At 39.9% G+C, this 12,327-nt stretch carries 11 protein-coding genes; 9 read left to right on the top strand and 2 right to left on the bottom strand.

The window, feature by feature from the left end; translation table 11 throughout:
- Positions 1 to 316 precede the first annotated feature (316 nt).
- Positions 317 to 1,360: a M23 family metallopeptidase gene (locus tag N4G44_RS22260; RefSeq protein WP_474929962.1), complete on the bottom strand. Its 1,044-nt coding sequence runs from the start codon at positions 1,358 to 1,360 to the stop codon at positions 317 to 319.
- 227 nt (positions 1,361 to 1,587) lie between these two features.
- On the opposite strand from N4G44_RS22260, the gene N4G44_RS22255 reads away from it, so the two are divergent.
- The 4 genes from N4G44_RS22255 to N4G44_RS22240 all read left to right on the top strand — a co-directional run bounded on the left by N4G44_RS22255 (position 1,588) and on the right by N4G44_RS22240 (position 5,771).
- Positions 1,588 to 2,628: an NAD(P)H-dependent glycerol-3-phosphate dehydrogenase gene (locus tag N4G44_RS22255; protein WP_474929961.1), complete on the top strand. Its 1,041-nt coding sequence runs from the start codon at positions 1,588 to 1,590 to the stop codon at positions 2,626 to 2,628.
- Between the two features lie 254 nt (positions 2,629 to 2,882).
- Positions 2,883 to 4,388, top strand: a complete 1,506-nt coding sequence (gene mqo, locus N4G44_RS22250; protein ID WP_474929960.1) for a malate dehydrogenase (quinone) — start codon at positions 2,883 to 2,885, stop codon at positions 4,386 to 4,388.
- 112 nt (positions 4,389 to 4,500) lie between these two features.
- Entirely contained in the window at positions 4,501 to 4,902 is a 402-nt protein-coding gene (locus N4G44_RS22245; RefSeq protein ID WP_474929959.1) for a hypothetical protein, read from the top strand.
- A gap of 5 nt (positions 4,903 to 4,907) precedes the next feature.
- Positions 4,908 to 5,771: an AadS family aminoglycoside 6-adenylyltransferase gene (locus tag N4G44_RS22240; RefSeq protein ID WP_474929958.1), complete on the top strand. Its 864-nt coding sequence runs from the start codon at positions 4,908 to 4,910 to the stop codon at positions 5,769 to 5,771.
- A 3-nt stretch (positions 5,772 to 5,774) separates the two neighbouring features.
- Here the strand turns inward: N4G44_RS22240 and N4G44_RS22235 are convergent, their stop codons facing one another.
- Positions 5,775 to 7,358: a GMC family oxidoreductase N-terminal domain-containing protein gene (locus N4G44_RS22235; protein WP_474929957.1), complete on the bottom strand. Its 1,584-nt coding sequence runs from the start codon at positions 7,356 to 7,358 to the stop codon at positions 5,775 to 5,777.
- 134 nt (positions 7,359 to 7,492) lie between these two features.
- Here N4G44_RS22235 and N4G44_RS22230 point away from each other — a divergent pair, with 134 nt between their 5' ends.
- The 5 genes from N4G44_RS22230 to N4G44_RS22210 all read left to right on the top strand — a co-directional run bounded on the left by N4G44_RS22230 (position 7,493) and on the right by N4G44_RS22210 (position 12,291).
- Complete coding sequence (locus N4G44_RS22230) at positions 7,493 to 8,110, top strand: DUF1684 domain-containing protein (RefSeq protein WP_474929956.1); 618 nt, start codon at positions 7,493 to 7,495, stop codon at positions 8,108 to 8,110.
- A gap of 7 nt (positions 8,111 to 8,117) precedes the next feature.
- Entirely contained in the window at positions 8,118 to 8,588 is a 471-nt protein-coding gene (locus N4G44_RS22225) for a GNAT family N-acetyltransferase (RefSeq protein WP_474929955.1), read from the top strand.
- A 74-nt stretch (positions 8,589 to 8,662) separates the two neighbouring features.
- Positions 8,663 to 9,472, top strand: coding sequence for a glucose 1-dehydrogenase (locus tag N4G44_RS22220; protein WP_474929954.1), 810 nt, complete (start codon positions 8,663 to 8,665; stop codon positions 9,470 to 9,472).
- Positions 9,473 to 9,643: 171 nt separating this feature from the next.
- Complete coding sequence (locus N4G44_RS22215; protein WP_474929953.1) at positions 9,644 to 11,605, top strand: MGH1-like glycoside hydrolase domain-containing protein; 1,962 nt, start codon at positions 9,644 to 9,646, stop codon at positions 11,603 to 11,605.
- Positions 11,602 to 12,291 (top strand): hypothetical protein, encoded by a 690-nt coding sequence (locus tag N4G44_RS22210; RefSeq protein ID WP_474929952.1) that lies wholly within the window; start codon positions 11,602 to 11,604, stop codon positions 12,289 to 12,291. The genes N4G44_RS22215 and N4G44_RS22210 overlap by 4 nt, the downstream gene beginning before the upstream one ends.
- Positions 12,292 to 12,327: the final 36 nt, after the last annotated feature.

Below are 12,327 nucleotides of genomic sequence, written 5' to 3'. Positions count from 1 at the left end.
AACTTAAGTGTTAAAAAACTTTTGAGACTTTTGTGGTTGGTACTTTTATTTCCCACAGACCTATCAAAGACTCCGATTTTAATTTGAACCATTAAGAGCATTGAAAGGATTAAGGTTCATTAAGAAAAATCAAATAGATTTAAGTCAGCACTGCTTAAAGCGAAGCTCCTCTTAATATTCTTAAACTCTTAATCAGGTCTTAATGGTTAAGAAAAATTTTATAAAATCCTGTCTCTTACAATCTCCCACGGGTTTCTCAGAATACGCAGATATTTATAACATAAAAAATGGCCGTCAGAAAGACGGCCATTTTGCTTTATAAATTCATAAACAATTTCGGATTCACCGGAGTATTGTTTTTGTGTACTTCGTAATGAAGGTGTGGTCCTGTAGAACGCCCGGAATTTCCGGATTTTGCAATAACCTGTCCTACTTTTACTTTATCATTCACTTTTGAAACCAACTGGGAAAGGTGTCCGTATAGCGTAGCCAGTCCGTTTCCGTGAGAAACAATGACGCAGTTTCCGTAACCTCCCTTCTGGCCGGAAAAAATAACAGTTCCAGCGGCGGCAGCCCTTACATCTGATCCGTAAGCAACCGCAATATCCAGACCTTTATGAAATTGCATCTGGTCGGCTTCAGCAGGAGGATTGTTCTTTTCCATCGGGGCTTTACCGGGAGTGTTACCGGCAACAACTTTCGTTGAGGCAGCAGCAGGTGATGATGGCGCCGGGGCAGAAGCAGAAGGGGCAGCTTTTGGGGTTACCATTACTTTTACCTCCCTTTTATTGCCATAGCTGTCTGTTAATTCTATGATTTTCTCAACAGGTTCAGCTTTTACTTCTGGTTTAGGAGCTGCAGCAACGGCTGCTGGTTTAGATTCAGCAGCAGCACCTGATTTTACAGAGGCAAATACGGTTTTAAATGGAATAGGATTTTTTCTGATGCCGAAATTAGAGGAAATATATCCGTCAGTAGGCATTCCCAGAGGAACTTCCATCAGTTTCTTCTGAAGATTCATCAGATACTGGCTGTAGCGGTTGGCCTGCTTGGCAAGGTATATGGAATTGGAGATACTGTCTTTACTGAGCACCGTCAGTTTTTCATCAGTAATGTTTTTAGATTTCAGGAAAGAATTAAGCTCAGCAACAGTCTGGTCCACCAATGTAAGATCTGTTTTCATTTTTAGATAATCCACACTGTCTTTTTCAGTGTTGATCTTAACCAGGTTTACTTCATACATCTTGTCATCTTTTTCGGAAAATAACTTTGCGATAAAGACGGCCTGTGCAAAGACTACTAGCAAAAGCCCTCCCAGGAGAAGGTTCACGTTCTTCCTGCTGTTTAGAAATTTCTTCATATTTCTTCTCTTAGTATATTACAAAACGGTTTTAAGCGTGCAAATTTAATTAAAAATACTCTTTGTACGATATTTTTAGAGAAAACTTAGTTTTTTCTGTATTTAACGTATGATTAGATATTTAATTGTGTTCAAGTGTTAATTTTTTCAGAAAATGGGTTTTATCATAGCCTCAAAAGTCCTTGTTCCGTCTTTGTTTTAATATATTTGCAGTTCACTTTCCAATTATGGCTAAAAAGAAAATAATTTCAGAATCTTCTCATCCTAAAAAGAATAAAAAGGACGTTTCTGTAGGAGTAGTAGGAAGCGGAAGTTTTGCAACCGCTATCGTAAAAATGCTGGTTGAAAACTGTAAAACGGTGCACTGGTGTGTAAGAAATGAATTCGTAAAAGGCGCTATTGAGCTTCGCGGGCACAACCCATCCTATCTTACGGCAGTTAATTTTAATCTTAAAAGTCTGAAACTTACCACGGATATCAACGAACTTGTGAGTGCCTGCGATGTGATCGTATTGGCGACGCCTTCCATTTATCTTTCGGATACCATGGATAAGATGACCTGTGAGTATGGGGACAAGATTTTCGTTTCCGCTATTAAAGGAATTATTCCTAAAGTAAATGATGTGGTAGCGCATTACCTGAGAGACGAATTCAAAATAGGCTTCAGAAATCAGGCGGTTATTGCAGGGCCATGCCATGCTGAGGAAGTGGCTATGGAAAGACTCTCTTACCTTACAGTAGCTGCGGCGGAAGATGAAACTGCTGAGAAACTGGAGGGAATTTTAAGTTCGGATTTTATCAAAGTACATTCCAGCAAAGATATCTTAGGAAATGAGTACAGCGCGATCCTTAAAAATATTTTCGCCATCGGAGCGGGAATAGCAAGCGGATTGGGTTATGGAGATAACTTCACTGCCGTTTTTGTTTCCAATGCAATCCGTGAAATGGAAATCTTCCTTGAAGCTGTATATGAAGCCCCGAGAGATGTCAACGAAAGTGCTTATCTGGGAGACCTTCTGGTAACTGCATATTCCCTTTTCTCAAGAAACCGCAGCTTAGGAAACCTTATCGGGAAAGGTTACACCGTAAAATCTGCAATCCAGTCCATGAATATGGTTGCAGAAGGATATTATGCAGCAGATTCCATCTACAAAACGGCAAAACAGAAAAACCTGAAACTGCCAATTATTGATACCGTGTATGCTATTCTGTATGAAGGAAAAAATGCAGAGAAGCAGTTCAAGAAACTGACTGCTAAATTAAATTAAAAATAGTTTTACTCAGTTTCAAATTGAATGATCAAAATATAACTTAAGTCTTCCGGGCTTAAGTTTTTTGTTGAATTTTTTAGGATATTTTACCTTTTAATCAGCTATTTCGATAGAGGGATATTGACAGTATCCATGGAATTTTCATTGTCTGTTTAAAAACTGTTTTTAGCATAAAAAATAACGTGTTAAAATCGTTAAACCCACTCTGACTTATAAAACTTTTCCCGAAATTTGAAGTAAAATTTAGAATTATGTCACAATCGCTTACAAGCAGAACACCGAAACCAAAATATGACGTTGTACTGATAGGCGGCGGAATCATGAGCGCCACTTTAGCAACACTGCTTCACGAATTTGATCCCAATCTTGAAATTGCCATATTTGAAAGGCTTGGCAGATTTGCCAAAGAAAGTACGGCAGCATGGAACAACGCAGGGACGGGACATTCAGCTTTTTGTGAACTAAATTATACCCCTGAAAAACCAGACGGAAGTATTGATATTACTAAGGCAGAGAGTATTGCAGAGCAGTTCGAGATGTCAAAACAGTTCTGGGCGTACCTTATTACTCAGGGATATGTAAAAGATCCCAAAGAATTTATCAATTCCTGTCCTCATATGAGCCTTGTATTTGGCGAAAAAGATGCTGAATACCTCAAAAAACGTTATGAAAAAATGTCAGGATCTGTTCTGTTTTCCGGTATGGAATATTCTACAGACCACGAGCAGCTTAAACAATGGATTCCACTGGTGATGAGCAAAAGAAATCAGTCTGAAGTAATGGCAGCGACCAAAATGGATATGGGAACAGACGTGAATTTCGGAACATTGACCAGAAAAATGGGACGACACCTGCTGGAAGATTCTAATGTGGAAGTATTCCTGTACCATGAAGTAAAAGATATTGATCCGAGAGAAGACGGTAAATGGGAAATGAAGGTAAAAGACAGGATCCATAATCACAAGCAGGAAGTCGTTGCCGATTTTGTATTTATCGGTGCCGGAGGCTATGCACTTCCGCTGCTGGACAGTTCGGATATTAAAGAAAGTGAAGGATACGGAGGTTTCCCTGTTTCAGGGCAATGGCTGGTAAGTCATAATCAGGAATTGGTAGAAAAGCATCACGCCAAAGTATACACCCAGGCGACAGTAGATGCACCGCCAATGTCCGTTCCCCACCTGGATCTCAGAATCATTGATGGTAAGAAAGCACTTCTTTTCGGACCTTTTGCAGGATTCTCCACCAAATTTCTAAGAGAAGGAAGTTATCTCGATCTGCCGGAAAGTGTTAATACTAAAAACCTGAAATCATTGTTCGGAGCCTGGTGGCACAATATTCCGCTGACTAAATACCTTATTCAGCAGGTAGCCATGACAAAATCGCAGAGAATGCAGCACCTGAGAGAATTCATTAAAGATGCCAAAGAAGAAGACTGGGAACTGAAAGTAGCAGGACAAAGGGTACAGATCATCAAGAAAGATGAGAAGGAAGGTGGAAAACTGGAATTCGGAACCGAAGTGGTGGTCAACAAAAGCGGAACCATTGCCTCATTGCTTGGTGCCTCTCCCGGAGCCTCTACAGCAGTGTATGCCATGCTGAATGTACTTGAGAAATGCTTCCCCGAGAAACTGCACGGCGAATGGAAAGATAAATTGCTGGAAATGGTCCCTTCATATGGCCAGAAGTTAGCTCAGAATCCTGAACTTACTGATAAGATTAGAAATTATACCAAAGAAAAATTAGAACTGGAATATTAAAAAAGTGAATGGTGAATGGTCAGTTTTGCTTCGCAAGTGAATTTTTGAGTGAGATTAAAATTGACCATTGACTATTGACATTTCACTATTCACGTAGATTATTATAAAAAAGGTGGAAGAAGTTGTTATAAAGCCCATCATCGCCAAAGAACTCCTGGAATCCCTTCAAACCAAAGTAGAAGAGGAGAAACAGGTGATTGTGCACTGCTGTTTTCCGGCCTCCCCGTTTTTAGGCAACCTGATCAGGATCTGGAATTCCACTTATCTGCTGGACAATCAGTCTGAACATAAAAGCAAGCTGATTCATGCAGAAAATATCAGCATCTATCCCAACTGGACTCCGGTACCGTTTATGCGGGATTTTTGGTTTACCCTGGTTTTTTCCGGCTTACCAAGAGATTGCAAAAGCTTTGACCTTAAAGAAGTTATTCCGGAAGAAGGAGGATTCTTTGTAGAGTCCATCAAAAGGAATGAGCTGGATGTTTACCGGGTGAAAATTTCAGAATCTTATTAGTCCATATGTTAGCACGCGAGGAAAAATTAAAACAGATCATCAGCTGGGCAGAAAATAACCCTGATATCCGCACCGTATTGCTTACCAGTTCGCTCATGAATCCTTATGCTCCGGTAGATGATTTCAGTGACCTGGATATTGAGCTCGTTTTCGAAAATATGAAAGATTATGAGACCGATACGAAATGGATTGACCTCTTTGGCGAGCCCATTTCAATGCTGGAAGAAGATGAAACGTATTTTGACGAGAAGCATGCCATGAAAATGGTACTTTATGCAGATCATGTAAAAGTGGATTTTAAGCTGTATCAGAGATCAGAGTTTGAAAAAGAAATTCAGGGAGAAGTCCTTCCTGATGATTGGGATGTAGGTTATAAGGTTTTGATTGATAAGGATCATCTGACTAAGCATATGAAATTACCTACCTATCAATCTATAATGATCAAAAAACCAACGGAGAAGAAATTCAGGCAAGTGATGAACGATTTCTGGTGGGATACGACCTATGTGGTAAAATGCCTTAAACGAGAAGATCTGTTCTATGCTCAGTTCATGTTCGGGGAAATCAGAACTGATTATCTTGTGCCTCTCATTGAATGGTATATTGCCGGCAGCCACAACTGGGAAAATATCACCACAAATAAACATGGCCGCCTTTTCAGAAACTACCTGCCCGTAGAACTCTGGGAAAGGGTAGAAGCTACCTTTTCGGCAAGCAGCACCGAAGAAAACTGGCGTGCTTTATATGCCACTGCAGACCTGGTACACGAGCTTGGGACCATTTTAGCAGAAAAGTTAAAATTTGAGTATCCTCAGAAGCTGGAAAATGATATCAGGAAATACTTCGATGAGGTAAAATCAATGCCTTGATTGTTAAGCAAACTCATTCTGCCGGATCAGGTTTTCAATACAGTATTCTGCAATAGCTGTAATCGTTACAAAAGGATTGACACCAATGGTTCCGGGAATCAGCGAACCGTCTAAAATATAAAGATTGTCATGATCCTTTAATTTTCCGTATTCGTTTGTCGCTTTACCTAATACACAACCACCCAGCGGATGGTAACATATATCTGCCCCGAAACCGTTGTTAAATAAAAAATGACTCCTTGTACCGTCATTGGCCCTGTTCATCTTTTTGATGAAATAGTTGGCATTTTCCCTCATTTTAACGGTATTGCTCTGGTCCCAGTCTAAACTGATCTTCTTTGTGTTTGGGTCATAAGAAACTTTCCCTTTTTTATCAACCCTGTTAATAAGAAGGTACAATGCTGTTGCCACATCCATTCCCATTGGAAGCGGAGCTATTTCAGTAAAAAAAGGATGTTCATCATCTTCCCAGTTATCTATACCGCCTACAGGAATGGTAGATTGTTTAGCACCAGTTCCGCCCGAAAGAGGTTTTACCCAGTTTCTGCCCGTCATGAAATTGCCGTTGTTTCCCCAGTTTTTCCCGATCTGCTCATGAACAGGAAAGTCATTAACTGCATTGGAATGCAGAAGCAGCTGTAAAGTTCCCATTGTTCCGGCGGCAAGAATCAGCTTTTTACAGTTGAATTTCTTCTCCGAAACTGTAGCTCCCGAAGTGTCAGTTTGCCGGACCTGTAAAGTATATGTTTTATCGCCGTTGAGTTTTATATCTTCGACATGGTGAAGATCCAGGATTTCAAGATTTCCGGTTTCCAGGGCTCTTTTAAGATAGGTTTTGTCCAGGCTGTTTTTCCCGTGATTATTTCCGTAGATCACTTCCGTGTTGAAAGCAGATCGGGGAACTTCATTTCTGTATTCCTTCTCCATATACTGAAAATCATATACATTCGGAACCCGTATGGTTTTAAATCCGGCTTTATGGGCTTCTGCTTCACCTACTCTTGTAAATTGATAATAAGGACAATCCTTTAAAAACTGCTCACCGATAACATTGACTTTCAATTCCTTTTGCACCAGTGGAAAATAATAGCTATAGAATTTTTCGGCATCCAGATCAGGAAATACTTCCTTAAAATAGCTTTCCTTCGGATTAACGGCCATTCCGCCATTAACCAGGGAACCTCCGCCAACTCCTCTGCCTACCCAGATATTGATGTTTTCAAAATCCATCCTGTCCAGTGTACCCGTAAATGGAGTTAAAGAAAAAATATTCATAAAAGGCGCAATCGTCTTCTTTTTCAGCCATGCGGCACTCTTTCCGGGTTTCAGCATATTGGAAAAAGGAATTCCGGATTTCTCCCAATTCAGACCCATTTCCAGCATCACGACTTTTTTCCCTGCCTCACAGAGACGAAGAGCAGATACAGCACCGCCATAACCGCTTCCGATAATAAGTATTGGTGCTTCTATGACCTCCTTACCAGATTGTATTGTTGTGGGTTGTACAGCCTGAAACAGCTCAGAATTAAGAAAATAAAATCCCGATACCGCCAATAAGCTTGTTTTAATGAATTTCTTCCTGTCCATGTGCTCGGTTGGTCAAAAAATATGCTAAAGAAAATGGAATTTTGATTATTTAAAATAGATTGTGTCTTTTTATCATAATTTTAACCTTTCATGCTATAGAAAATTTTTAATTTTACGTATAATTTGCTTTGAAGATGAAAAAATACCTGATCCTTATTTTGCTTTTTCCGTTTTTTGCTTTTGCTCAAAAAATGGTGTCCCCGGAAGTTATGGCAGTTAAGAAATTCCAGGAAGAACTGAATGCTGAATATCTGAATCCTAAGGAAACACCTTTAAGAGGAGATAATTTTACCAATTTTAAAGGACATCCTTTCTTCCCGTTTGATTTAAAATACAGGGTTACGGCAAAACTGGTTAAGACTAAAAATCCTAAGCCTTTTGACCTTCCAACATCTTCCGGAAAAACCAAATCTTATCGTGAATATGGAAAAGCCACATTTCAGCTGGATGGAAAACCCTATACCCTTACTTTATATCAAAGTCTTGACCTGATCAAACAGAAAAAATATAAAGATTATCTTTTCCTTCCCTTTCGTGATGCTACCAACGAAAAAGAAACCTATGGCGGCGGAAAATATATGGATTTAAGAATTCCGAAAGGCAATACGATTATTCTGGACTTCAATCAATCCTATCAGCCATATTGTGCATATAACGCTTACGACTATAATTGTCCGGTTGTTCCCGAAGAAAATAAGCTTCCTGTAGAGATCAGGGCTGGAGTGATGTATCAGGATATTTATCATCATTAAAAAAAATATGGTCAGTTTAAAGTTTTTCGAGATATCTGATTTTTCCGGGCTTGATTATGCTTTGGATGAACATCAACTGCAGTATACTTCAACAGTAGAAAAAGCTCTGGAAAGAATTACACAAGATGACAGTAAGGCATCGGCAGTTACCATTCTTCAGGATGAAAAGCCTGCCGGTTTTTTTGTGCTCGATTTTGGAGAGGATAAACTGGACCTTACCGACAATGAAAAATCGGTTTTATTAAGATCTTTATCTGTCAACCCTGATTTACAGGGAAAAGGAATCGGAAAAGCAGCGATGCAGCTGGTAGACCGGTTTGTGAGGGAAAACTTCCCCGATTGTGATGAAATTGTTCTTGCAGTAAACCAGAAGAATATTTCCGCCTATCAGATTTACCTCAAAACAGGTTACCTGTACGAAGGGAAAAGCAGGATAGGAAGAAGCGGTCCGCAATACCTCATGTATAAGAAACTTTAAGAAAATTTTAATTCCAGATTTTCTGTTTGGCTTGATTCTTTCCATTAACTTTGAGTAAAATACAAATAAAAAATATGGAAATATCCCTTCAAAATCAGGTGGCTGTTGTTACAGGTGCCTCCAGTGGAATAGGCTCAGGAATTGCAAAATCTCTTGCAGCTGCAGGAGCTACTGTAGTGGTCAATCACTCCTCAGAACGATCTCTGGGAGAAGCACAGGCTGTTTTAAAAGAAATTACTGATACCGGCGGAAACGGGATTACGTATCAGTGTGATGTTTCCAAAGAAGACCAGGTGATCAAAATGTTTCAGGATACTGTTTCGCAGTTTGGAACTGTGGATATTCTGATCAATAATGCAGGGATTCAGAAAGACGCCAAATTTACAGACATGACTCTCGATCAGTGGAATGCAGTAATCGGTGTCAATCTTACCGGGCAGTTCCTTTGTGCAAGGGAGGCAATCAAAGAATTTCTGCGTCGAGGTATAGATACTTCCCGATCCATTGCCTGCGGAAAAATCATTCATATCAGTTCAGTTCATGAAATTATTCCCTGGGCTGGACATGCCAATTATGCAGCCAGTAAAGGAGCCATCAGAATGCTGATGCAAACCCTTGCTCAGGAATATGGGGCGGATAAGATCCGTGTCAATTCTATCTGCCCGGGCGCTATCCAGACCCCTATCAATAAAGATGCATGGAGCACGCCTCAGGCATTAAATTCACTTTTGAACCTTATTCCTTACAACAGAATCGGACAGCCGCAGGATATCGGAAATTTAGCCGCTTTTTTAGCAAGTGATCTTGCCGATTATATTACAGGAACCAGCATATTTGTAGACGGAGCGATGACCACTTTTGAAAGCTTTTCTACAGGAGGATAGATGTGATGCGGGTTTCAGGTTTCGAGTTTCGGGGTTTGAGAGTTTGAGGGTGAGTGGAAATGATTGCTGGTTACTTGTTGTCAGTAATTAAAGTTTCTATTTTAATAGTCTGAAATCCGCCTTAAGTCTTTCTCTTTATTCTTTCTACAATAAATTTTACAAAAACAACACATGTCCGAAAAACAAAGACTTTCAGAAATAACATGGAAAAAATGGGGGCCCTATGTCAGTAACCGTGAATGGGGGCTTGTCCGTGAAGATTACAGCGAAAACGGAGATGCATGGAATTATACTACCCATGATACTGCAGAATCCAAAAGCTACCGTTGGGGAGAAGAGGGAATTTGTGGTATTTGTGATGATCTTCAGCAGCTTGTTTTTTCCATAGGATTCTGGAATAAAAAAGATAAAATAGTGAAGGAACGTTTCTTTGGGCTTACCAACGGACAGGGAAATCACGGGGAAGATGTCAAGGAATATTTTTATTATCTCGATTCCACTCCTACGCATTCTTACATGAAGATGCTGTACAAATATCCGCAGAATCCTTTTCCTTATGAAGATCTTTTAAAGGTAAATGCAGAAAGAAATAAAAATGAACCTGAGTATGAGCTGATTGATACAGGAATCTTTGATCAGAATGAATATTTTGATCTTTTCATTGAATATGCCAAAGAAAGTGAGCACGATATCTTGATTAAGCTTACAGTAGTTAATAAATCTGAAAAGGAAGCTCCGATTGTCATACTGCCTACGTTGTGGTTCAGGAATACATGGAGCTGGGGCTATGATGATTATCTGCCAAGGCTGGATAGCGAAAACGCAGAGCATATAGCCGTTAGCCATAAAGACATAGAAATCAGGAATTTGTATGCCAAACAGTCCCTGAAGACATTGTTTTGTAATAATGAGAGCAATACGGAAAAACTCTACAAGTCCCCGAATCAGTCAAGATACTGTAAAGATGGAATTAACGATTTTGTTATCAACGGAAATTCACAGGCTGTGAATCCCAAAAGTACCGGGACTAAAGCTTCTTTCTTTATTGATGAAACGCTGGAAGCGGGAGAAACAAAAATTTTTGAATTCAGAATGTCGGAAAAGGATTTAAAAGACCCTTTTGCCAATTTTGAAGATATTTTTGAACTCAGGAAAAAAGAAGCAGATGAATTTTATGCCGAGATTCAGAAAGGAATATCGTCCGATGATGAAAAGTTGGTTCAAAGACAGGCTTTTGCAGGAATGCTGTGGAACAAAATGTTTTATCATTATAACGTTGAAAAATGGCTGAAAGGAGATCCTGCAGAAATGCCGCCTCCCAAATCCCGGGAAAAGATCAGGAACTACGACTGGAAGCACCTCAATAATGAACATATCATTTCAATGCCTGATAAATGGGAATATCCCTGGTATGCAACATGGGATCTGGCATTTCATACGATCAGTTTTTCACTTATTGATCCGGATTTTGCCAAACACCAGCTAAAACTTTTCCTGTTCGAATGGTATATGCATCCAAACGGCCAGATTCCCGCCTACGAGTGGAATTTCAGTGATGTAAATCCTCCGGTTCATGCATGGGCTGCCTTCCGGGTTTTTAAAATTGATGAATATATCAAAGGAAAACCCGATCTCCAGTTTCTGGAAAGCGCCTTCCAAAAGCTGCTCATGAATTTTACATGGTGGGTGAACAAAAAAGACAGCAATGGCAATAATATTTTTGAAGGAGGGTTTTTAGGACTTGATAATATTGGTGTTTTCGACAGAAATCTAACGCTTCCAAACGGGGAGCAACTGGAACAATCCGACGGAACAAGCTGGATGGCCATGTTTGCGCTTAATATGATGCGCATTGCCCTTGAACTGGCCTTGTATAACAATGTATATGAAGAAATGGCCATGAAGTTCTTTGAACATTTTCTTTCTATTGCCAATTCACTGGATAATATGGGAGATGAAAAGTTCAGCCTGTGGGACGAGGAAGATGAATTTTTCTACGATGCCATCAGTTCCGATGACGGAAATCATATGTATTTAAGGTTAAGAACCATTGTAGGGCTGATCCCTATGTTTGCCGTTGAGGTTATAGACGATGAAATGATAGAAAAACTTCCTAATTTCAAAAAAGAATGAAATGGGTTCTCGAAAATAAGCCTGAACTGGCTGCCCTTGTATCGAGATGGGAAGTAAAAGGTCAGGATTCAAAGCACCTTCTTTCGCTGCTTCGCGGACACCGTTTGAAAAGGCTGTTAAGCAGAATGCTGAATCCTGAAGAGTTTCTGAGCGATTACGGAGTCCGGGCATTATCTAAAGAATATGAGCAGAATCCGTATACACTCAATTTGAACGGGACAGATTATTGTGTGAAATATACGCCTGCAGAAAGCGATAGCGGACTTTTCGGAGGAAACAGCAACTGGCGCGGACCTATTTGGTTTCCTATCAACTTTCTGATCATTGAAAGTCTTCAAAGATTTTTCTTCTACTACAGTCCGGATTTCCTGGTAGAATACCCAACAGGAAGCGGAAATTATTCAAATCTGGACCAGATTGCAGATTCTTTAAGCAAAAGACTTTCTAAAATATTTTTAATGGATGAAAACGGAAAACGTCCTGTGAACGGCCAGTACGAAAGATTCCAAACCGATCCTGATTTTAAGGATTACATTTTGTTCTACGAATATTTCCACGGGGATAATGGGAGAGGTGTGGGAGCTTCACACCAGACCGGATGGACGGGACTGATTGCAAAGATCCTCCAGCCAAGATTCTCCAAAAAGAAATTGCAGAAGCCGAAACAGAAATGCCGGGAGAAGTGAAAAGCTAGCAGTTAAAGCGATTTATAACCTCGAATA

It is taken from the genome of Chryseobacterium sp. GTID13 (assembly GCF_056172655.1).
Note: the sequence above shows the minus strand (reverse complement) of the source record. Positions and strands in the feature narration are given on the sequence as shown.

What these genes read in the sequence shown, in the direction of transcription:
- N4G44_RS22260 (WP_474929962.1), bottom strand. Translation starts at nt 1,360, where the DNA reads ATGAAGAAATTTCTAAACAGCAGGAAGAACGTGAACCTTCTCCTGGGA.
- N4G44_RS22255 (WP_474929961.1), top strand. Translation starts at nt 1,588, where the DNA reads ATGGCTAAAAAGAAAATAATTTCAGAATCTTCTCATCCTAAAAAGAAT.
- mqo (WP_474929960.1), top strand. Translation starts at nt 2,883, where the DNA reads ATGTCACAATCGCTTACAAGCAGAACACCGAAACCAAAATATGACGTT.
- N4G44_RS22240 (WP_474929958.1), top strand. Translation starts at nt 4,908, where the DNA reads ATGTTAGCACGCGAGGAAAAATTAAAACAGATCATCAGCTGGGCAGAA.
- N4G44_RS22235 (WP_474929957.1), bottom strand. Translation starts at nt 7,358, where the DNA reads ATGGACAGGAAGAAATTCATTAAAACAAGCTTATTGGCGGTATCGGGA.
- N4G44_RS22230 (WP_474929956.1), top strand. Translation starts at nt 7,493, where the DNA reads ATGAAAAAATACCTGATCCTTATTTTGCTTTTTCCGTTTTTTGCTTTT.
- N4G44_RS22225 (WP_474929955.1), top strand. Translation starts at nt 8,118, where the DNA reads ATGGTCAGTTTAAAGTTTTTCGAGATATCTGATTTTTCCGGGCTTGAT.
- N4G44_RS22220 (WP_474929954.1), top strand. Translation starts at nt 8,663, where the DNA reads ATGGAAATATCCCTTCAAAATCAGGTGGCTGTTGTTACAGGTGCCTCC.
- N4G44_RS22215 (WP_474929953.1), top strand. Translation starts at nt 9,644, where the DNA reads ATGTCCGAAAAACAAAGACTTTCAGAAATAACATGGAAAAAATGGGGG.
- N4G44_RS22210 (WP_474929952.1), top strand. Translation starts at nt 11,602, where the DNA reads ATGAAATGGGTTCTCGAAAATAAGCCTGAACTGGCTGCCCTTGTATCG.